Genomic DNA, 20,664 nt, shown 5'->3' on the forward strand with positions numbered 1-20,664 from the left:
GGATGGGCCTTTCGGTGATGATGACGGATGCCGCCGCCGGCGGCGGCATCCGCTCAGGACTTGATGTACGGTTTGCCCGCCGCGGCGGGGCCGCGGACCTTGCCGACGAGTCCGGCCACGGCGAAGATCGTCACGACGTACGGCAGCATCAGCATGAACTCGCTCGGCACGGGCGATCCGATGACCGACAGCGTGTTCTGCAGGTTCGAGGCGAAGCCGAAGAGCAGCGCCGCGAGCGTCGCCTTGATCGGGTCCCACTGGCCGAAGATCACGGCGGCGAGCGCGATGAAGCCGGCGCCCGCGGTCATCTCCTTGTTGAAGGCGATGCCCGACCCGATGGTGAAGAACGTGCCGCCGAGGCCGGCGATCGCGCCGGCGAGTGCGACGTTCCAGAACCGGGTGCGGTTGACCTTGATGCCCACCGTGTCGGCCGCCTGCGGGTGCTCGCCGACTGCACGGAGGCGCAGACCCCACTTGGTGTGGAACAGCCCGACGTACACGAGCGCGACGGCGACGTACATGAGGTACACCACGAGGGTCTGCCGGAACAGCACCGGGCCGATGATCGGGATCTCGCTGAGCACCGGGATCGGGAGGCGCTCGAAGCGAGGGGGCGTGTTCAGCAAGGAGGCGTTCGGCGCGAGCACCTGCGAGAAGAAGAAGCTCGTCAGGCCGATCACGAGCACGTTCAGCACGACACCGACGATGACCTGGTCGACGAAGTACTTGATCGAGAACACGGCGAGGACCATGCCGACCAGCATGCCCGCGACCATCGCGGCGAGCAGGCCGAGGAGGGGCTGGTCGGTGAGCGACGCGACGACCGCGGCCGTGAAGGCGCCGGCGAGCAGCTGTCCCTCGATCGCGATGTTGATGACGCCCACGCGCTCGCCGATGACGCCGGCCAGGGAGCCGTAGATCAGCGGGACCGCGAGGCTGAGCGATCCGAACAGCAGGCCGATCACCGGGATCGCCGCGCCGGAGGCGGCCCAGGTGAGGAACCCGAACATGAACAGCACCGCGAACACCACGATCAGCCAGAGCGGCACGCGTCGCTTCGACGACACCAGCACCGCGGAGTAGGCGGTGGCGATCGCGAGGAGCACGATCGTGGTCCACAGGGCCGGCATCGTCGGCACCGTGATCTCGGACAGCTGGATCAGGTCGGACTGGGTGGACAGGCGGAACGTGGTGTCGCCCTCCTGCGGTGCGAAGACCGCGAGCGCCAGGGCGAGGACGGTGAAGATCGCGAACGCGATCGGCGCCTTCCAGCTCGTGACGACGGTCGTGTCGAGGGTCACGATCTCCGGCGAGGGAGCGGGTTGCTGCACGGTGGCGCTCACTTGACCTTCACCTCCTGGGAGACGTTCGGAACGGGCCTGCGACGCGACGCCGGGTCGGGCAGGCGGAAGATCGTGCGCACGAGCGGCGGCGCCGCGATGAACAGCACGATGAGGGACTGCACGACGAGCACGATCTCGATGGGCACGCCCTCGGCGGCCTGCATCGAGAAGCCGCCCGCCTTGAAGGCGCCGAACAGCAGGCCCGCGACGAAGGTGCCCCACGGGGTCGACCGGCCGAGCAGGGCGACGGTGATCGCGTCGAACCCGATGCCGGCGTCGATGCCCGCGGTGAACCCGGTGGTCACCGTGCCGAGCACTTGGCTCACGCCCGCGAGGCCGAGCAGCGCACCCGAGATGAGCATCGCGTAGACGTACATGTTCCGCACGTTGATGCCCGCGACCCGTGCGGCGTTCGGGTTCTCGCCCACCGCGCGGAACCGGAAGCCGAGGCTCGACCGGCTGAGGATCCACCAGACCACGACGGTCGCGATGATCACCAGGACGAAGCCGAGGTGCAGGTTGAACTGCGGTCCGAGCAGCGACGGGAAGATCGCCGTGTCCTTCATCGCCGGGGTCTTCGGGTTCGACGAACCCGGCGCCTGCAGCAGCCCGGGCGTGCGGAGCAGCCAGGAGACGAGGTAGAACGCGATGTAGTTGAGCATGATCGTGACGATCACCTCGTGCGCTCCCGTGCGGGCCTTCAGGAGTCCGGCGATGCCCGCCCAGAGCGCGCCGCCGACGAGGCCGCCGACGAGGGCGACGAGCATGTGCAGGCCCCAGGGCAGGTCGAAGCCGAAGCCGATCCACCCCGCGACGGATGCCGCGATGAGCATCTGGCCGCGACCACCGATGTTGAACATGCCGACGCGGAACGCGAGGGCCACGCCGAGGCCACCGGCGATGAGCGGCGTCGCGAACGTGAGCGTCTCGGTGAGCGGGCGGATGCCGGCGAGGAACGTGTCGCGCCGGAAGTTGTAGATCGACCCCTGGAACAGGGCCGCGTACGCGCCCGAGACCGATTCCCAGATGGCGAGGAAGGTGTCGCCGGGCCGGGCGAAGAAGTACCCGCTGGCCTCCTGCACGCGCTCGTCGGTGAACGCGATCATGATGGCGCCCACGATCAGCGCGAGCAGCACCGCCAGCACCGAGATGATGGCGTTGCCCGTCGCGATCTGGTGGAGCGTGGTGTGCCAGCGCGAGGGCGGCGGCACGTCGGCGCCGGCCGTTCCGCCGGGACCGCCCGCGGTGGCGCGCGCATCCTCGGCCGCGGTCTCCTTCTCGGGCGAGACGGCGCCGGGCTCCTCGATCGCGACGTCGACGTCGAGCTCGGGCCGCCCTGGGCCGGGCGTTCCGGCGGCGTCGGGGTGCTGGGGGTCGCTCATGCCGCGGCTCCTTCTGCGGGGTGTTCGCCGGCCATCATCAGGCCGAGCACGTCACGGGGGGTGTCGCCCGGCACGATGCCCACGATGCGCCCGCGGTACATGACCATGATCCGGTCGGCGAGGGCGACGACCTCGTCGAGCTCGGTGGAGACCACGAGCACGGGCACGCCGGCGTCGCGGGTCTCGACGATGCGCTTGTGGATGAACTCGATCGAGCCCACGTCGACGCCGCGCGTCGGCTGCGCGGCGACGAGCAGTCGAAGGTCGCGGCTCAGCTCGCGGGCGAGCACCACCTTCTGCTGGTTGCCGCCCGACAGCTGGCGGACCTTCGAGTCGATGCCCTGGGTGCGGACGTCGAACTCCTTCACCTTCTCGCGGGCGAAGTCGGCGAGTGCGCCGCGCTGGATGTTGCCCGCGCGCACGAAGGGCGCGCCGCCGCTGCGGTCGAGCATGAGGTTCTCGGCGATCGTGAACTCGCCGACCAGGCCGTCCTCGGTGCGGTCCTCTGGCACGAAGCCGACGCCGGCATCGAGGATGCGCCGGACGCTCGCGGAGGTCAGCTCGGTGCCGTCGAGGTTGATGGAGCCCTCCACGCGGGGCTGGAGCCCGAGCAGCGCCTCGGTCAGCTCGGTCTGCCCGTTGCCCTGCACGCCCGCGACGGCGAGGATCTCGCCGCGGCGCACGGTGAAGCTGACGTCGTTGACGACGAGCTGGCCGATCGGGTCGATGACCGTGAGGCCCTCGACGATGAGCGCCGGGTCGCCGAGCGACGGCTCCTCCTTCTGCACGGTGAGCTCGACGGCGCGGCCGACCATGAGCGAGGCGAGTTCGGCGTTCGTGGCCGTCGGAGCGGCTTCGCCCACGACCTTGCCGAGGCGGATGACCGTGATGCGGTCGGCGACCTCGCGGACCTCGCGGAGCTTGTGGGTGATGAAGACGATCGAGGTGCCGGTCTCCTTGAGCTGGCGCATGATTCCCATCAGCTCGTCGGTCTCCTGCGGGGTCAGCACCGCGGTCGGCTCGTCGAACACGAGCACGCGCGCGTCGCGGGAGAGCGCCTTGATGATCTCGACGCGCTGCTGCACCCCGACCGGGAGATCGTCGACGAGCGCGTCGGGGTCGACGTGGAACCCGAACCGCTCGGAGATCTCGCGCACCTTCGCACGCGCCGTCGGGAGGTCGAGCAGGCCCCCGGCGCGAGTGGACTCGTGGCCGAGCATGACGTTCTCGGCGACGGTGAACACCGGGATGAGCATGAAGTGCTGGTGCACCATGCCGATGCCGGCCGCCATCGCGTCGCCGGGCCCGGCGAACTGCTGCACCTGGTCGTCGAGGAGCACCTGGCCGTCGTCGGCCTGGTACAGGCCGTAGAGCACGTTCATGAGCGTCGACTTGCCTGCACCGTTCTCGCCGAGGAGGCAGTGGATCTCTCCGGCCTCCACGGTGAGGTCGATGTGGTCGTTGGCGACCAAGCTGCCGAATCGCTTCGTGATGCCGCGAAGTTCGAGCTTCATGTCCCCGATCCTAGTGAGGTGGCTGCATCCGTTGGAGATGCTGCACGAATGTGGAGTCGGCCGAAGGCCGCGTGCGCAGATGTTGCGCGAGATGCTCTGTCGAGCCGCCGAACGCGGATCGGGGAGGCCGGCTTCCGCCGACCTCCCCGATCAGTGCGTGGTCCTTACTCTGCGAGGTAGGACGCGACCTCGACGTCGCCCGCGATGATCGCGGCCTTCAGGTCGTCGAGCTGACCCTGCAGGTCGGCCGGGACCTTCGACTCGAAGTCGTGGAACGGCGCGATGCCGACGCCTTCGTTCTCGAGCGTGCCGACGAACGGGGTGTTGTCGAACTCGCCGTTGCCTGCTGCGAGCACCGCCTCGTAGGTGCCGACGTCGATGCCCTTGAGGATCGAGGTCAGCATGAGGTCGGCCACCGACGGGTCGGTCTGCGTGAAGTCCGCGTCGACGCCGATCATGGCGATCTCACGGCCGGAGTCGCGGATGGCTGCGGCAGCCGACTGGTAGATCGGGCCGCCGACGGGCAGGAGCACGTCGACGTTCTGGTCGATGAGGCCCTGGGCCGTGTTGCGAGCGGTGTCGTTCGCCTCGAAGCCACCCGTGAAGAGGCCGTCGGTGCCGTCCCAGCCGAGGACCTGCACGTTGGTGCCCATCTCGGAGTTGTGGTAGTCGACGCCCTGCTTGAAGCCGTCCATGAAGATGGAGACCGTCGGGAAGTTCATGCCGCCGAAGGTGCCGACGACGCCGGTCTGCGAGTACGCGGCCGCCGCGTAGCCGGCGAGGAACGCCGCCTGGGCCGTGTCGAAGACGATCGGCTTGATGTTCTCGAAGTCGGTGGTGCCGTCGAAGTCCAGGTCGACCGTGTCGTCGATCGAGACGTACTCGATGTCGGGGTTGGCCTCGGCCGACTCGCCCGCCGCCGCCGCGAGGGCGAAGCCGACGGTGGTGATCAGGTTGCAGCCCTGGTCGACGAGGTTCGTCAGGTTGGGCGCGTAGTCGGTCTCGGAGTCGGACTGCACGGTGACCGGCTCCACGCCGAGCTCGTCGGCGGCCTTGGTGAGGCCCTCGAACCCGAGCTGGTTGAAGGACTTGTCGTCGAAGCCGCCGGCATCGGAGACCATGCAGGGGAGGAAGTCGGAGGCCTCTCCCCCGTCGGTGCTGCCCGAATCCTCGGGTGCGGATCCGCAACCGGCGAGCAGTACGGCTGCGCCGAACATCGCAAGGCCGCCGAGTGCGGCCTTCCTGGTGGTGACCTTCACTGTGTCCTCCAAAGACTGCGCCCCGACCGTCGCGGGGACCCGTGGAGTCACGTTACCGAATGTTGCGCTCGGCGCTCAGGCGCAGCCGCCGGTGACATGCAATGGTTATCAAGACGCGACATTCTGCTCATATGAGCAGCATCGACGACCCCCGAGCGAGGGGCGCAGCCCGGACGGCGCCCGCGGCGCGGTCGGCGGAGCCGAGCCGACCTGCGACGCGGACCACTGCGACGTGCGGACTCAGGGCGCGCTCGGCGAGTCGATCACGAGTTCCCCGGCGATGATCGCCTGTCGCAGACCCTCGATCTCGCCGTCGAGCTCGGGCGTCACGAGCGAGGCGAGGTCGTGGTACGGCGCGATCTCCACGCCGCCGTTCTCAAGGGTGCCGATGTACGGCTCGTTGGAGAAGGAGCCGTCCTGCACCTCGCCGACGATCTCGACCATCGCGTCCTGCGTGTTCTTCAGGACGCTCGTCAGCAGCACCGGGCGGAACTCGGCGGCGAGCGACTCGTAACCGTCGCTGTCGACCCAGATCACCGAGACGCCGCCGCGCTCGAGGGCGGCGGCGGTGGCGCCCTCGCCGACCTGGCCGGCCACCGGCAGGATCACGTCGGCACCCTGGTCGATGAAGCCCTCGGCCAGCGCCTTGCCCTTGTTGATGTCCTCGAAGTCGCCGGTGAACGCACCGTCCTGCTGCGCCTTGTCCCAGCCGAGCGCGCGCACCGCGGTGCCGTGCACCTCGTTGTACTTGGCGACCCCGTCGACGAACCCGTCCATGAACAGCGTCACGGGCGGCTGGTTGCCGCCGCCGAACGTCGCCACGACGCCGGTCTTCGACACGCCTGCGGAGAGGTACCCGGCGAGGAACGACGCCTGCGCGGTGTCGAACACCACGGGCTTCACGTTCTCGGCGTCGACGGTCTCGTCGACGATCGCGAACGAGAGGTCGGGGTTGTCCTCGGCCTGGGAGAGCGTCGCCTCGGCCAGCTCGAAGCCGACCGTCACGATGAGCTCGCAGCCGGAGTCGACCGCCTGCTGCACGTTCGGCGCGAGATCCGTCTCGCCGGTCGAGACGATCGCCTCGGCTTCGACGCCGAGCTCGTCCTCGGCCCGCTGCAGGCCCTCCCAGCTCGACTGGTTGAACGAGCGGTCCTCGAGGCCGCCCGAGTTCGTCACCATGCGAACGCACTCGTCGGCGGCGGCATCGCTGCCGTCCGACTCCGGCGCGGGCGCACAGCCCGCGAGTGCCACGGATGCCACGACGAGCGCGGCCCCGATCCCGAATCGCCTGCGCATCGACATCCGCTGCTCCCGTCCTCCCGTGCGACCCGCTAGAGCACGTCGCTCGAACCGCCGAGCCTGAGGGCGTCGACGACCGCCTTCACCCGCTGCGCGTGCTCGCTCGTCGTGACGAGCAGCGCATCGGGCGTGTCCACGACGACGATATCGTGCACGCCGATCAGGCTGATGACCCGGTTCGCGCGGCTCACGACGATGCCGCTCGACGCGTCGGCGAGCACCCGGGCGTTGTCGCCGAGGATCGCGAGCTCGCCGGAGCGACCCGCGGTGTTGAGCTTCGCGAGCGAGGCGAAGTCGCCCACGTCGTCCCACTGGAAGTGCCCGCGGATGACGGCGAGCCGGCCCGCCGCGGCGGCGGGCTCGGCGACGGAGTAGTCGATGGCGATCTTCTCGAGCGTCGGCCAGATCCGGTCGACCGCGGGCCCGCGCGTGACCGGGTCGTCCCACGCCTCGGCGAGCTCGACCAGCCCGGCGTGCAGCTCGGGCTTCGTGCGCGCCAACTCCTCGAGCAGGGTCGACGCCTTCGCGATGAACATGCCCGCGTTCCAGAGGTGGTCGCCGCCCTCGAGGTAGCGCCTCGCCGTGTCGAGGTCGGGCTTCTCGACGAAGTTGGACACGGCCTCCACGCGCTCGGCGCCCTCGACCTCGAGCGTGCCTCCGCACTCGATGTAGCCGAATCCGACCGCGGGCTCCGTCGGGGTGATTCCGATCGTGGCGATGTACCCGGCGTGCGCCGCCGCGACGGCGTCGGCGACCGCCGAGCGGAAGAGCGCGTCGCCCGAGATCACGTGGTCGGCCGCGAACGAGCCGATCACCACGCCGGGTTCCCGGCGCTCGAGGATCGCAGCGGCCAGGCCGATGGCGGCCGTCGAGTCGCGCGGCTCGCTCTCGAGCACGATGTTGGTGTCGGCGAGGGCCGGCAGCTGGGCCTCGACCGCCGCCCGGTGGGCGCGCCCCGTCACGACCATGACTCGCTGCTCGCCGGAGATCGGGGCGAGTCGGTCCCAGGTGTCCTTCAGCAGCGTCTGTCCGGAGCCCGTCAGGTCGTGCAGGAACTTCGGAGCGTCGGCACGCGAGAGAGGCCACAGGCGGGAGCCGACGCCTCCGGCGGGGATGACGCTGTAGAAGCCGTCGAGGGGCATGTTCGGTGCTGGCATGCCACCGAGGATAGCCCGGCGGGCCGTCGGCGGGCTGGTCGCGGCATCCGTCACGGCGACTGTCTCGACATCGAGAGGGTTAGGCGGCCCTAAGCGGCGGCGCCCCGGGCGCGGGGCTAGACTCGGTCCGGGCCGAGTGCCCGTCGTGCCCTCATGTCAAGGGCGATCCACACAGCCAGGGAGGGTTGTTCATGCCAGAGACCTCGGCAGGAACCCTGACCGCACCCGCGAAGCCGGCGAAGCAGAGGCCGGGCGGCACGCTGTATCGCGGCCGTGAGGGGATGTGGTCGTGGGTGCTGCACCGCATCACCGGTGTCGCGATCTTCTTCTTCCTCCTCGTGCACGTGCTCGACACCTCGCTCGTGCGGGTGAGCCCCGAGGCGTACAACGCGGTGATCGGCACCTACCAGACGCCCATCATGGGCCTCGGCGAGGTCGCGCTGGTGGGGGCGATCGTCTTCCACGCCTTCAACGGGCTGCGCATCATCCTCGTCGACTTCTGGTCCTGGGCGACGCGGCACCAGCGGGTGCTCTTCTACGTGGTCATCGCCCTCTGGGTCGTCACCATGCTCGCCTTCGTGCCCCGCCACCTCATGAACGTCTTCAGCCACTGAGGAGCCCAGCGACATGACTGCCATCGAAGCGCCTCGCAGCCCGGTGCGCCCCGCTCGCAAGCGCGGCGTGAACTGGGAGAAGTGGGGCTGGATCTACATGCGCGCGTCCGGCGTGGTGCTGATCGTGCTCATCTTCGGACACCTCTTCGTGAACCTGATCGTGGGCGAGGGCGTGAAGGCCATCGACTTCGGGTTCGTGGGCGGCAAGTGGGCCGACCCGTTCTGGCAGTGGTGGGACGTGCTGATGCTCTGGCTGGCGCTGATCCACGGCGCCAACGGGATGCGCACGATCGTGAACGACTACACCAGCCCCGGCACGCTGCAGAAGGTGCTGAAGGGCGCCCTGCTCGCCTCAGCGGTCGTGCTGATCGTGCTCGGCACCCTCGTCGTCTTCACGTTCGACCCGTGCCCCGCCGGCGCACCCGCCGACCTGCTCCCCTCGTTCTGCCCCGCCGTCTAGGAGACCTGTGAATTCCGAGAGCGCCCACGTCGAGACGAAGATCGTCGACGGCGTCCACCACCACCAGTACGACATCGTCATCGTCGGCGCCGGCGGCGCGGGGATGCGGGCGGCGATCGAGGCGGGTCCCGGCGCGAGGACGGCGGTCATCTCGAAGCTCTACCCGACGCGGTCCCACACGGGCGCGGCGCAGGGCGGCATGGCCGCGGCGCTCGCGAACGTCGAGGAGGACAGCTGGGAGTGGCACACCTTCGACACCGTCAAGGGCGGCGACTACCTCGTCGACCAGGACGCGGCCGAGATCCTCGCGAAGGAGGCCATCGACGCGGTCATCGACCTCGAGAACATGGGCCTGCCCTTCAACCGCACCCCCGAGGGCAAGATCGACCAGCGCCGCTTCGGCGGTCACACGCGCGACCACGGCAAGGCGCCGGTGCGCCGGGCCTGCTACGCGGCCGACCGCACGGGCCACATGATCCTGCAGACCCTGTTCCAGAACTGCGTGAAGCTCGGCATCGAGTTCTACAACGAGTACTACGCCCTCGACCTGGTGATGACCGAGGTCGACGGCGTCGAGCAGCCGTCGGGCATCGTCGCCTACGAGCTCGCCACGGGCGAACTCCACGTCTTCCAGGCCAAGGCGATCATCTTCGCGACCGGCGGCTTCGGCAAGATCTACAAGACCACCTCGAACGCGCACACCCTCACGGGCGACGGCGTCGGCATCATCTGGCGCAAGGGCCTGCCCCTCGAGGACATGGAGTTCTTCCAGTTCCACCCCACCGGCCTCGCCGGCCTCGGCATCCTCCTCACCGAGGGCGCCCGCGGCGAGGGCGCGATCCTGCGCAACGCGTCGGGCGAGCGGTTCATGGAGCGCTACGCGCCCACCATCAAGGACCTGGCCCCGCGCGACATCGTCGCCCGGTGCATGGTGCAGGAGGTCGCCGAGGGCCGCGGCGCCGGACCCCACAAGGACTACGTGCTCCTCGACTGCACCCACCTCGGCGCCGAGGTGCTCGAGACGAAGCTCCCCGACATCACCGAGTTCGCACGCACCTACCTCGGCGTCGACCCCGTGTACGAGCCCGTGCCGGTGATGCCGACCGCGCACTACGCGATGGGCGGCATCCCCACCAACGTCGCGGCCGAGGTGCTGCGCGACAACACGACCGTGGTCCCGGGCCTCTACGCCGCGGGCGAGTGCGCCTGCGTCTCGGTGCACGGGTCCAACCGACTCGGCACCAACTCGCTGCTCGACATCAACGTCTTCGGCAAGCGCGCCGGCCGGAACGCGGTCGAGTACGTCAAGGACGTCGACTACACGCCGCTGCCCGACGACCCCGCCGCCGGCGTGCGGCGCATGCTGGAGCAGCTCCGCGACTCGAACGGGACCGAGCGCATCGCCGCGATCCGCAAGGAGCTCCAGGACGAGATGGACAAGGGCGCCCAGGTGTTCCGCACCGACGAGTCCCTCGCCCACGTCACCGAGGTCATCGCCGGCCTCCGCGACCGCTACCGCAACGTCGCCGTGCAGGACAAGGGCAAGCGGTTCAACACCGACCTGCTCGAGGCCGTCGAGCTCGGCTTCCTCCTCGACCTCGCCGAGGTCGTCGTCTTCTCCGCCCGCAACCGCGAGGAGAGCCGCGGCGGCCACATGCGCGACGACTTCCCGAACCGCGACGACGCGAACTACATGCAGCACACGATGGCCTACCTCTCGGGCGACGCGCACTCCTCGGATGCCGCCGACCACATCCGGCTCGACTGGAAACCCGTGACCATCACCCGCTACCAGCCGATGGAGAGGAAGTACTGACGTGACCACCGCCACGCTCGAGGCCAAGTCGACGGATGCCGCGGATGCCGCGATCCGGTCGTTCACCGTCACCTTCCTGATCCGGCGCTTCGACCCCGACGTCGACACCGAGCCGCGCTGGCAGGACTTCGACGTCGAGATGTACGCGACCGATCGCGTGCTCGACGCCCTGCACAAGATCAAGTGGGAGCAGGACGGATCGCTGACGTTCCGCCGCTCGTGCGCCCACGGGATCTGCGGCTCCGACGCCATGCGCATCAACGGGCGCAACCGGCTCGCCTGCAAGACGCTGATCAAGGACCTCGACATCTCGAAGCCCATCTACGTGGAGGCGATCAAGGGCCTGCCCCTCGAGAAGGACCTGGTCGTCGACATGGAGCCGTTCTTCGCGAGCTACCGCGAGGTCCAGCCGTTCCTCATCGCGAACTCCACGCCCGAGCCCGGCAAGGAGCGCATCCAGTCGATCGCCAAGCGCGAGATCTTCGACGACACCACGAAGTGCATCCTCTGCGCCGCGTGCACGTCGTCGTGCCCGGTCTTCTGGACCGACGGCCAGTACTTCGGCCCCGCCGCCATCGTCAACGCGCACCGGTTCATCTTCGACTCGCGCGACGACGCGGCATCCGTGCGCCTCGACATCCTGAACGACAAGGAGGGCGTGTGGCGTTGCCGCACGACCTTCAACTGCACCGACGCGTGCCCGCGCGGCATCGAGGTCACGAAGGCGATCGCCGAGGTCAAGCAGGCGATCATGCGCGGCAAGCCCTGACGTCCCGGTGTCGCCGCGGGGTTCGTGCCGATCGCACGGACCCCGCTCGCTAGTCTGGGTGCGTGAGCGAGCGCACCCCCGCCGGCGACCGGCACGGCCGGCGGCCGGGTCCGCCCGAGGAGTCGGGCCGCGAGGCGTCCGCACCTCCCGCTGCGTCGTCGGAGGACCCCCTCGACCTCGAGCCGAGCGCCCGTGAGCGGTTCGACGCGCTCAGCCAGCCGATCCGCCACCGGTTCGAGGAGCCGATCACCAGGGTCTCGACCCTGACGCAGAAGACCATGGCCCTCTTCCCGGTGCGCGTGTGGCGCCACTTCCTCGCACGCAACGGCTTCATCCTCTCGGCGGGCATGAGCTACCAGGCGCTCTTCGCGATCTTCGCGGCCGTCTACGTCGTGTTCGCCGTGGCGGGCATCTGGCTGACCGGCAACGAGGAGGCCCTCAACGCCTTCATCGCCCTCCTGAACAGCTTCGCGCCGGGCCTCGTCGGCGACGACGGCATCATCTCGACCGACGACCTCGTCACGATCGCGACGACGAGCACGAGCCTGTTCGGATGGACGGGCGCCGTGGCCCTGGCCGGCCTCATCTGGACCGCCATCGGCTGGATCACGTACTCGCGGATCGCGGTGCGCAGCATCTTCGGACTGCCCAAGGACACGCGCGCCTACGCACTGCTGAAGACGCGCGACTTCGTGGTGGGACTCGCCTTCGGCACGATCCTCATCATCGCGACCATCCTGACCGTGGCGACGACCTCGTTCTTCGGGTGGCTTGCGACACTGCTCGGACTGGCGGACGAATCCATCTGGTCGAACCTGATGCTGCAGGCGGGCTCGGTGCTCGTCATCTTCGTGATCGACACGCTCGCGCTCGCGACGCTGTTCCGGTTCCTCTCCGGCGCCGCGATGCCGTGGCGGCGCATGTGGATCGGATCGCTCCTCGGATCGGCGGCGCTCTCGGTGCTGCAGCTCCTCGGCGGGTACGTGATCACGGGCGCGGGCAACAATCCCCTGCTGGCGACCTTCGCGGTGTTCATCGCGCTGCTGCTGTGGTTCCGGCTCACCGGCATCGTCATCCTCGTCGCGGCGAGCTGGATCGCCGTCGAGGCGTTCGACGCGCACGAGAGCCTGCGGCTCGTCACGCCGGAGCAGCTCGTCGAGGAGGAGCGGGCACGCGAGCAGCGCGCACTCGTCACTGCGGCGCGCGTGCGCGTGCGCGACGCCGAGCAGGAGCTCGCCGAGGCGAACTGGCTCGAGCGGATCCCGGCGCGGCGCCGGCTCACCCGGGCTCAGGAGGCGCTGGCGCGTGCGGAGGCGGAGCTGACGCCCCTGGCGGCGCAGGGGGACGTCGGAGGGCTCCCCTAGGATCGAAGGCATGCCCTCCGCGAAACCCCTCCGTGTCGCCAGCGTCAACGTCAACGGGGTCCGGGCGGCATTCCGTCGGGGCATGGGCTCGTGGCTCGAGGGCCGCGGGGTCGACATCCTGGCCATGCAGGAGGTTCGCGCCTCCACCGAAGACCTGCAGGAGCTGCTCGGCGACGAGTGGGACATCCTGCACGACCCCGCCACCGCGAAGGGCCGCGCGGGCGTCGCCATCGCGAGCCGCAACCGTGCGAGCATCCACCGCGTCGAGCTCGGCGCGCCCGAATTCGACAGCGCCGGGCGATGGCTCGAGGCCGACTACGAGGTCGGCGACCGGGTCGTCACCGTGGTGAGCGCCTACGTTCACTCGGGCGAGGCCGACACCCCCAAGCAGGTGGAGAAGTACCGCTTCCTCGACGCGATGGAGGCGCGGCTGCCCGAGCTGGCCGCCCACTCCGAGCTCGCGCTCGTGGTCGGCGACCTCAACGTCGGGCATCGCACGCTCGACATCCGCAACTGGAAGGGCAACGTGAAGCGGGCCGGGTTCCTGCCCGACGAGCGCGCCTACTTCGACCGCTTCGTCGGCGCCGAGGGCGACGCCGACTACAACCATGGCGCGGGCCTCGGCTGGGTCGACCTCGGCCGTCGCTTCGCCGGCGAGGTCGAGGGTCCCTACTCCTGGTGGTCGTGGCGCGGCAAGGCGTTCGACAACGACACCGGCTGGCGCATCGACTACCAGCTCGCGACGCCCGCGCTGGCCGACGCTGCGCTCGCGTACTCGATCGACCGTGCCGACACCTACGCCGAGCGATGGTCCGACCACGCTCCCGTCGTCGTCGACTACGACATCTGATTCCCCCGACAAGGACTCCGACCACATGAACGCCATCCGTCCCGTTGTCTTCTCCGGCATGCAGCCGTCGAGCGACTCGCTCCACCTCGGCAACTACCTCGGCGCGCTCGTCAACTGGGTCGCCCTGCAGGACACCTACGATCCCATCTACTGCGTCGTCGACCTGCACGCGATCACCGTGCAGCAGGACCCGGCCGCCCTGCACGCCAACGTGCGACGCACGGCCGCCCAGTACCTCGCGTCCGGCGTCGACCTCGAGCGGTCGACGCTCTTCGTGCAGTCGCACGTGCCGGCGCACGCCGAGCTCGCGTGGGTGCTCAGCACGATCACCGGCTTCGGCGAGGCGAGCCGCATGACGCAGTTCAAGGACAAGTCGGCGAAGCAGGGCGCCGACGCCACGACCGTCGGACTCTTCACGTACCCGGTGCTCATGGCGGCCGACATCCTGCTCTACGGCACCGAACTCGTGCCGGTCGGCGACGACCAGCGGCAGCACCTCGAGCTCACCCGCGACCTCGCCGGCCGCTTCAACTCTCGGTTCGGCGACACCTTCGTCGTGCCCGAGGCGCTCATCCCCACGGAGTCGGCGCGCATCTACGACCTGCAGGAGCCGACGGCCAAAATGTCGAAGTCGGCCAACTCGGAGGCGGGCCTGGTGAAGCTCATGGACGAACCCGCCGTCACCGCGAAGAAGTTCCGCAGCGCCGTCACCGACACGGGTCGCGAGGTGCGCTACGACCCCGCCGGCAAGCCCGGCATCTCGAACCTGCTCGACATCCTCGCCGCCACGACCGGGCGTTCGATCGTCGAGCTCGAGATCGAGTACGAGGGCCGCGGCTACGGCGACTTCAAGAAGGACGTCGCCGAGGCGGTCGTCGAGCGGCTCACGCCGATCCGCGCGCGCACGCTCGAGCTGCTCGAGGATCCGGCCGAGCTCGACCGCCTGCTCGCGATCGGCGCCGAGAAGGCGAGCGAGCGAGCCGAGCGGATGTTGCGCACGGCCTACGACCGCGTCGGCTTCATCCGACGGGGCTGAGCATGCGGCCGGTCGCCATCCGAACGGCGCGGCTCGTCCTCGACGAACCGACGCTCGCCGACGCCGACCGGGTCGCCGAGTACTGCCGGGATCCCCTCTTCGAGCGGTACCTCACGACGCCGTGGCCCTACTCCCGGGCCGACGCGGAGGCCTTCCTCGGCGTGTTCGTGCCCGAGTCGTGGGCCAGTGGCACCGAGCGCACCTGGGCGATCCGCCGTGCGCCGGGCGGCGAGCTGCTCGGCGTGATCGGCGTGCGCGAGCCGCGCCACGAGATCGGCTACTGGATGGGCGCCGCCCATCGCGGTGCCGGGCTCATGACCGAGGCGGCGGTCGCGGTCGCCGACTGGGCGCTCGCCGGGGGCGTCCGCGGTGCCACCACGCTGTTCTGGCGTGCCGTCGAGGGCAACGTGGCGTCCGCCCGGGTGGCGCGGGCCGCCGGGTTCCGGCGGATCGAGCCGGCCGATCCCACCGTCCCGGCGCGCGACGGCGACGCGCTGCCCGCCTGGCATGCCGTGCGCACGGTCCCCGCGGATCCGCGCGCCTTCGAGAGCTGGACCGACATCCTGGGGCCGGGGTGACCGGCGAAACCGCATCGCCCGTGGTGCTGTTCGACCTCGATGACACGCTGATGGCGCACCGCGAGGCGGTGGCCACCGGCATCCTCCGTCACATGCGCGAACGCGCATACGAGGGCGACGAGCGAGCTGCGGCCGGCCGCTGGCACGAGCTCGAGGAGGAGCACTACACGGCCTACCTCGAGGGCGCGCTGAGCTTCGAGGGCCAGCGTCGCGCACGGGCGGCTGCCTTCGCGCGCGAGTTCGGCGACGAGCTCGACGAGCGGGCGGCGAGCGCGTGGTTCGCCGAGTACTTCCGCCACTACCGCGACTCCTGGGCGCTGCACGACGACGTGCTGCCCGCGTTGGACGCCCTCGCCACCGCACTGCCCCGAGTGCGGCTCGGCATCGTGACGAACGGCGAGCTCGAGTTCCAGACGGCCAAGATCGTGCGACTCGCCCTGCACGGTCGCGTCGAGCACGTGATCGCGTCGGGCGAGCTCGGCATCGCGAAGCCCGATCCCGGCATCTTCCACGAGGCGCTCGATCGGTTCGCGCGCACGGGCCCCGTGTCGGCGGCGGCCTACGTGGGCGATCGCCTGCGCACCGACGCCATCGGCGCGGCGCGGGCCGGGCTCGTCGGCGTCTGGCTCAACCGGCACGGCGTCCGCCCTCCCGACGACGAGGCGGCCGAGGCGATCGACGTCGGCGTGGTGGAGATCCACCGCCTCGACGAGCTCGCCGCGCGGCTCGTGCCGCGCCTCGGCTGAACGCCGCGCGGCGCACTCGCGGCGCGACGAGGGAACGGGCCGGGCGCACCCCCATGCGCCCGACGCGTCTTCTCACCGTACCCTCGGTGAGGCCTACGCCACGTCCTCGTCGACCCAGTCGAGGGTCTTCGTGACGGCCTTCTTCCAGTTGCGATCGAGGCGCTCCCGCTCCGCCTCGTCCATCGCCGGCGTCCAGCGGCGATCCTCCTGCCAGTTCTGCGCGAGCTCGCCGAGGCCCGACCAGAAGCCGACCGCGAGTCCCGCCGCGTACGCCGCGCCGAGCGCGGTCGTCTCCGCGACGACCGGACGCACCACCGGCACGCCGAGGATGTCCGCCTGGAACTGGAGCAGGGTGTCGTTCGCGGTCGCGCCGCCGTCGACCCGCAGCTCGGTGAGGTCGATACCGGCGTCGGCGTTGACGGCCTCCACGACGTCGCGGGTCTGGAAGGCGATCGCCTCGTGTGCCGCCCGCGCGAGGTGCCCCTTGTTCACGTACCGCGTGAGCCCGACGAGCGCGCCGCGTGCATCGGGACGCCAGTAGGGGGCGAAGAGCCCCGAGAACGCCGGTACGAAGTACGCGCCGCCGTTGTCCTCGACGCTGTTCGCGAGCGCCTCGACCTCGGACGCCGAGGAGATCAGCCCGAGGTTGTCGCGGAGCCATTGGATCAGCGATCCCGTCACCGCGATGGAGCCCTCAAGCGCGTAGTGCACGGGCTGGTCGCCCAGCTTGTAGCCGACGGTGGTGAGCAGGCCGTTCCTCGAATGCACGATCTCCTCACCGGTGTTGAAGATGAGGAAGTTGCCGGTGCCGTAGGTGTTCTTCGCCTCGCCGGCGTCGAACGCCGCCTGGCCGAAGGTCGCGGCCTGCTGGTCGCCGAGGATGCCGGCGATGGGCGTGCCCCGCAGCAGGGAGTGCTCGTTCGCGGCCCCGTACACCTCGGACGACGACCGGATCTCGGGCATCATCGAGCGGGGCACGCCGAACGCGGCGAGGATGTCGTCGCGCCAGCCGAGCGTCTCGAGGTCCATGAACATCGTGCGGCTCGCGTTCGTGACATCCGTCGCGTGGACGCCCCCGTCGACGCCACCGGTGAGGTTCCAGAGCACCCACGTGTCGGTGGTGCCGAAGAGCAGGTCGCCGGCCTCGGCCTTCTCGCGCGCTCCGGGCACGTTCTCGAGGATCCACACGATCTTCGTGCCCGAGAAGTACGTCGCGAGCGGGAGTCCGACGTCCTGCTTGAACCGCTCGACGCCGCCGTCGGCCGCGAGCCGGTCGACGATGGGCTGCGTGCGGGTGTCCTGCCACACGATCGCGTTGTACACGGGCTCGCCGGTGCGCCGATCCCAGACCACCGCGGTCTCGCGCTGGTTCGTGATGCCGACGGCCGCGATGTCGTGCCGGGTGAGGTTCGCCCTGCCCAGTGCCTGGCCGATCACCTCGCCGGTGTTGCGCCAGATCTCGGCGGGGTCGTGCTCGACCCAGCCGGCCTTCGGGAAGATCTGCTCGTGCTCGAGTTGCCCGGTCGAGATGATCGAGCCGGCCTTGTCGAAGATGATCGCGCGCGACGAGGTGGTGCCCTGGTCGATCGCGAGGACGTAGTCAGCCATCTGAGAACTCCGTTGCTGTCAGTGATTGGTGGCGGTTGGTGGGCGGATGCCGCGGATCAGCCGATCAGCGGCAGGAGGGGGATCGCGGCGAAGCCGGCCAGCACGCCGCCGATGATCGGGCCGACGACGGGGACCCACGAGTACGACCAGTCGCTGCCGCCCTTGCCCTGGATGGGGAGGAAGGCGTGCGCGAGCCGGGGGCCGAGGTCGCGGGCGGGGTTGATCGCGTACCCGGTCGGTCCACCGAGGGACGCGCCGATGCCGATCACGAGGAGGGCCACGGGCAGCGCGCCGAGCGCGGCGAGTCCGCCATCGCCCTGGCGCCCGCCGCCGAAGCCGATGACGACGAAGACCAGCACGAACGTGCCGATGATCTCGGTGACGAGGTTCCAGCCGTACGAGCGGATCGCAGGGCCGGTCGAGAACACGCCCAGCTTGTTCGCGGCGACCGGCTCGGCGTCGAAGTGCTGCTTGTACGCCACCCAGCAGAACACCGCGCCGATGATGGCGCCGATCAGCTGCGCGGCGATGTACGTGAGCACCGAGACGACGTTCACCGGCACGCCCATGCCGAACTCGGTGGCGCCGTTGGCCACGAGGCCGAGCGTGACGGCCGGGTTCAGCTGCGCACCCGAGGCGTACGAGACCGTGACGCCGGCGAAGACCGCGAGCCCCCAGCCGAAGTTCACCATGAGGAACCCGCCGTTGTTGCCCTTCGTCTTCGCGAGCGCGACGTTCGCGACGACGCCGCAGCCGAGCAGCACGAGCATGGCGGTGCCGACGAGTTCCGCGAGGAACACGATTCCGAGATTGTCCACGTTGACCTTCCTTCTCTGCGTGGTGAGCGCGCCGCACGGCGCGCTCCGGTGGAGCCAGGGAGCACGCCGCACGGCGTGCTGCGGTGGTGCCGGGGGCGATTGGCCCCGAGGTAACGTACCGACCGGGCGACCCGCGAGAGGGCTGTTCCGGTTGCACATGCGTGCAGATCTCGAGGGTCTGAGAGGGCGCGCGCGACCGACGTCGGCCGGGCCGATCCCGCCCCGTTCAGGCCGCCGGTGCGAGGTCCCGCAGGCGTACGCCGTGCCGATCGGCGAGCAGCGAGCGCGTGGCGGCGACCTCCTGCGCGCGGCGCTCGACGCTCCATGCGAGGACCCGCGCGGCGGCATCGGCGAGCTCGTCGAGCAACGGCGCACTGAGCGTGCCGGTGAACGCGATGCTCGTGCGGCGCAGCACGAGGTCGGGCAGGTGCACGACTCGCTCGTTGCGCAGGAGCCAGGCGATCTCGAGGCGGGTGTAGTCGGGGTGGTGCTCGAGCGGGGCGTCGCGTTCGCCCTCGATCGCGGCGAGGAACGCCTCGGCCCGCGTGCCGTAGCGCTCGAGGAGCTGTGCGGCGCGGTCGCGTCCGACCTCGTCGCCGTGCGACGCGAGCCACACCCGTCGGGCGTCGTCGGTGGTCGGGTACCCCGCGCCACCGCCGATCGCGAGTCCCTTCGTCGATCGCAGGCGGTCGCGCCCGATGAGCTCGAGCACCTCGTCGGAGAGGTGCTCCGCGAGGGCACGGAAGGTGGTCCACTTCCCGCCGACGAGGCTGAGCAGCGTCGTGCCCGGGCGCTCCGAGACCTCGGCCCGCTCGATGCGGTAGTCCCGCGAGACGAAACCGGGCTGGGTGTCGTCGTGGCGGGGCAGCGGGCGTACGCCCGAGAAGCGATAGACGATCTGCGACCGCTCGACTCGGATGGTTGGGAAAACGTGCGCGATGAGGTCGAAGAAGTAGTCGACCTCGTCCTCGGTGCAGACGGCGGGCTCCCGCATGTCGTGCTCGAGGTCGGTCGTGCCGACCATCACGCGACCCTTCAGCGGGTAGATGAGCACGATGCGGCCGTCCTCGTGCTCGAAGAAGATCTCGCGGCCCGCGGTCGCCGCGAGCAGCTCCGGATGGTCGAGCACGATGTGCGAGCCCTTGGTGCCGCCCATGAACGTCGACGGTCGCCCGAGGCCCGCATTCGTGAGGTCGGTCCACGGCCCGGAGGCGTTGACGACCACGTCGGCGGCGATGTCGAACTCCTCGCCGGTGAGCCCGTCGCGCACCCGCACGCCGTCCGCGCCGAGGCCGACCGCCCCGAGGTGGTTCGCGGCGCGGGCGTGCGGGCCGGCCGCGAGCCCGTCGAAGAGCACGTCGAGGGCGAGGCGCTCGGGATCGTGCATGCTCGCGTCGTAGTAGGTGGCGGTGTACTTCACGGCGGGGTCCAGCGCGGGCAGTTCCGCGAGGGAGCGCCGGCGACCGTGGAAGGCGTGCCGCGGCACCGCTCCGCCGTCGCGCGAGAACGCGTCGTAGATCGTGAGGCCCGTCTTGATGAGCGCGGCGCCGCGCTCGGTCGCCCGGCCCCGGCGGTGGGTGAGGAACCGCAGCGGCGCCGAGAGGATGCCGGAGAACGTCGAGTAGATCGGCACCGTCGTCTGGAGCGGCTTCACGTAGTGCGGCGCGATGCGGATGAGGCCGTTGCGCTCCTCGACCGATTCCCGCACGAGTCGGAACTCGCCGTTCTCGAGGTAGCGGATGCCGCCGTGGATCATGTGCGAAGAGGCCGATGAGGCGCCCGACACGAAGTCGTCGCGCTCGACGAGCACGACGTCGACGCCCTGGAGCGCGAGATCGCGGAAGGTGGCGATGCCGTTGATGCCGCCGCCGATCACGACGACCTCGGCCGTCGGGCGGGCGCGGAGGCCGGCTATCTCGAGGCGGGCGCCGGCGGCGGCGTCTCCGTGCTCGGATCGCTGCGGGGTCGTGGGGTGCGCAGACATCGCTGTCCTCTCGTGCGGTGCGGCCCGGCTCGCGGTCGGCTTGCGCCGGTGGGGCCGGATGTGGATG

At 70.1% G+C, this 20,664-nt stretch carries 18 protein-coding genes; 9 read left to right on the top strand and 9 right to left on the bottom strand.

The window, feature by feature from the left end; all coding sequences use genetic code 11:
- Positions 1-53: 53 nt before the first annotated feature.
- The 6 genes from EV187_RS01895 to EV187_RS01920 all read right to left on the bottom strand — a co-directional run bounded on the left by EV187_RS01895 (position 54) and on the right by EV187_RS01920 (position 7,954).
- A complete protein-coding gene (locus EV187_RS01895; protein ID WP_423190863.1) occupies positions 54-1,343 on the bottom strand; it encodes an ABC transporter permease in 1,290 nt (429 codons plus the stop codon).
- On the bottom strand, positions 1,340-2,725 hold the full coding sequence (locus EV187_RS01900) for an ABC transporter permease (protein WP_242609383.1): 1,386 nt from the start codon (positions 2,723-2,725) through the stop codon (positions 1,340-1,342). The genes EV187_RS01895 and EV187_RS01900 overlap by 4 nt, the downstream gene beginning before the upstream one ends.
- Positions 2,722-4,239, bottom strand: a complete 1,518-nt coding sequence (locus EV187_RS01905) for an ABC transporter ATP-binding protein (protein ID WP_130351345.1) — start codon at positions 4,237-4,239, stop codon at positions 2,722-2,724. The genes EV187_RS01900 and EV187_RS01905 overlap by 4 nt, the downstream gene beginning before the upstream one ends.
- A gap of 164 nt (positions 4,240-4,403) precedes the next feature.
- On the bottom strand, positions 4,404-5,498 hold the full coding sequence (locus EV187_RS01910; RefSeq protein WP_130351346.1) for a BMP family lipoprotein: 1,095 nt from the start codon (positions 5,496-5,498) through the stop codon (positions 4,404-4,406).
- A gap of 240 nt (positions 5,499-5,738) precedes the next feature.
- Complete coding sequence (locus EV187_RS01915) at positions 5,739-6,794, bottom strand: BMP family lipoprotein (RefSeq protein ID WP_130352182.1); 1,056 nt, start codon at positions 6,792-6,794, stop codon at positions 5,739-5,741.
- A gap of 35 nt (positions 6,795-6,829) precedes the next feature.
- Complete coding sequence (locus EV187_RS01920) at positions 6,830-7,954, bottom strand: mannose-1-phosphate guanylyltransferase (protein ID WP_130351347.1); 1,125 nt, start codon at positions 7,952-7,954, stop codon at positions 6,830-6,832.
- A 191-nt stretch (positions 7,955-8,145) separates the two neighbouring features.
- Here EV187_RS01920 and sdhC point away from each other — a divergent pair, with 191 nt between their 5' ends.
- From sdhC to EV187_RS01965, 9 genes are all read left to right on the top strand, one after another.
- Complete coding sequence (gene sdhC, locus EV187_RS01925; RefSeq protein WP_130351348.1) at positions 8,146-8,568, top strand: succinate dehydrogenase, cytochrome b556 subunit; 423 nt, start codon at positions 8,146-8,148, stop codon at positions 8,566-8,568.
- Positions 8,569-8,581: 13 nt separating this feature from the next.
- Positions 8,582-9,028, top strand: a complete 447-nt coding sequence (locus tag EV187_RS01930; RefSeq protein WP_130351349.1) for a succinate dehydrogenase hydrophobic membrane anchor subunit — start codon at positions 8,582-8,584, stop codon at positions 9,026-9,028.
- A gap of 7 nt (positions 9,029-9,035) precedes the next feature.
- The gene (sdhA, locus tag EV187_RS01935) at positions 9,036-10,844 is read left to right on the top strand and encodes a succinate dehydrogenase flavoprotein subunit (protein WP_130351350.1); all 1,809 of its coding nucleotides are present in this window, start codon (positions 9,036-9,038) and stop codon (positions 10,842-10,844) included.
- A 1-nt stretch (position 10,845) separates the two neighbouring features.
- The gene (locus tag EV187_RS01940) at positions 10,846-11,613 is read left to right on the top strand and encodes a succinate dehydrogenase iron-sulfur subunit (RefSeq protein ID WP_130351351.1); all 768 of its coding nucleotides are present in this window, start codon (positions 10,846-10,848) and stop codon (positions 11,611-11,613) included.
- Between the two features lie 62 nt (positions 11,614-11,675).
- On the top strand, positions 11,676-12,977 hold the full coding sequence (locus EV187_RS01945) for a YihY/virulence factor BrkB family protein (RefSeq protein WP_130351352.1): 1,302 nt from the start codon (positions 11,676-11,678) through the stop codon (positions 12,975-12,977).
- Positions 12,978-12,987: 10 nt separating this feature from the next.
- Positions 12,988-13,827: an exodeoxyribonuclease III gene (locus EV187_RS01950; protein WP_130351353.1), complete on the top strand. Its 840-nt coding sequence runs from the start codon at positions 12,988-12,990 to the stop codon at positions 13,825-13,827.
- A 25-nt stretch (positions 13,828-13,852) separates the two neighbouring features.
- Positions 13,853-14,863 (top strand): tryptophan--tRNA ligase, encoded by a 1,011-nt coding sequence (trpS, locus tag EV187_RS01955; RefSeq protein WP_130351354.1) that lies wholly within the window; start codon positions 13,853-13,855, stop codon positions 14,861-14,863.
- 2 nt (positions 14,864-14,865) lie between these two features.
- A complete protein-coding gene (locus EV187_RS01960) occupies positions 14,866-15,441 on the top strand; it encodes a GNAT family N-acetyltransferase (protein WP_130351355.1) in 576 nt (191 codons plus the stop codon).
- Positions 15,438-16,187: an HAD family hydrolase gene (locus EV187_RS01965; protein ID WP_242609384.1), complete on the top strand. Its 750-nt coding sequence runs from the start codon at positions 15,438-15,440 to the stop codon at positions 16,185-16,187. The genes EV187_RS01960 and EV187_RS01965 overlap by 4 nt, the downstream gene beginning before the upstream one ends.
- Positions 16,188-16,280: 93 nt before the next feature.
- On the opposite strand, the gene glpK is transcribed toward EV187_RS01965, so the two are convergent.
- From glpK to EV187_RS01980, 3 genes are all read right to left on the bottom strand, one after another.
- Positions 16,281-17,795, bottom strand: coding sequence for a glycerol kinase GlpK (glpK, locus tag EV187_RS01970; protein WP_130351356.1), 1,515 nt, complete (start codon positions 17,793-17,795; stop codon positions 16,281-16,283).
- A gap of 56 nt (positions 17,796-17,851) precedes the next feature.
- On the bottom strand, positions 17,852-18,613 hold the full coding sequence (locus EV187_RS01975; RefSeq protein WP_278038461.1) for an MIP/aquaporin family protein: 762 nt from the start codon (positions 18,611-18,613) through the stop codon (positions 17,852-17,854).
- 226 nt (positions 18,614-18,839) lie between these two features.
- Positions 18,840-20,597: a glycerol-3-phosphate dehydrogenase/oxidase gene (locus EV187_RS01980; RefSeq protein ID WP_130351358.1), complete on the bottom strand. Its 1,758-nt coding sequence runs from the start codon at positions 20,595-20,597 to the stop codon at positions 18,840-18,842.
- Positions 20,598-20,664: the final 67 nt, after the last annotated feature.

The sequence above is a fragment of the Agromyces ramosus genome (assembly GCF_004216665.1).
Classification (GTDB): Bacteria; Actinomycetota; Actinomycetes; order Actinomycetales; family Microbacteriaceae; genus Agromyces; species Agromyces ramosus.

Excerpts from the sequence above, each read along its gene's own strand:
- EV187_RS01900 (WP_242609383.1), bottom strand. The coding sequence starts at position 2,725 with ATGAGCGACCCCCAGCACCCCGACGCCGCCGGAACGCCCGGCCCAGGG.
- EV187_RS01905 (WP_130351345.1), bottom strand. The coding sequence starts at position 4,239 with ATGAAGCTCGAACTTCGCGGCATCACGAAGCGATTCGGCAGCTTGGTC.
- EV187_RS01915 (WP_130352182.1), bottom strand. The coding sequence starts at position 6,794 with ATGCGCAGGCGATTCGGGATCGGGGCCGCGCTCGTCGTGGCATCCGTG.
- EV187_RS01920 (WP_130351347.1), bottom strand. The coding sequence starts at position 7,954 with ATGCCAGCACCGAACATGCCCCTCGACGGCTTCTACAGCGTCATCCCC.
- sdhC (WP_130351348.1), top strand. The coding sequence starts at position 8,146 with ATGCCAGAGACCTCGGCAGGAACCCTGACCGCACCCGCGAAGCCGGCG.
- EV187_RS01930 (WP_130351349.1), top strand. The coding sequence starts at position 8,582 with ATGACTGCCATCGAAGCGCCTCGCAGCCCGGTGCGCCCCGCTCGCAAG.
- EV187_RS01950 (WP_130351353.1), top strand. The coding sequence starts at position 12,988 with ATGCCCTCCGCGAAACCCCTCCGTGTCGCCAGCGTCAACGTCAACGGG.
- trpS (WP_130351354.1), top strand. The coding sequence starts at position 13,853 with ATGAACGCCATCCGTCCCGTTGTCTTCTCCGGCATGCAGCCGTCGAGC.
- EV187_RS01960 (WP_130351355.1), top strand. The coding sequence starts at position 14,866 with ATGCGGCCGGTCGCCATCCGAACGGCGCGGCTCGTCCTCGACGAACCG.
- glpK (WP_130351356.1), bottom strand. The coding sequence starts at position 17,795 with ATGGCTGACTACGTCCTCGCGATCGACCAGGGCACCACCTCGTCGCGC.
- EV187_RS01980 (WP_130351358.1), bottom strand. The coding sequence starts at position 20,597 with ATGTCTGCGCACCCCACGACCCCGCAGCGATCCGAGCACGGAGACGCC.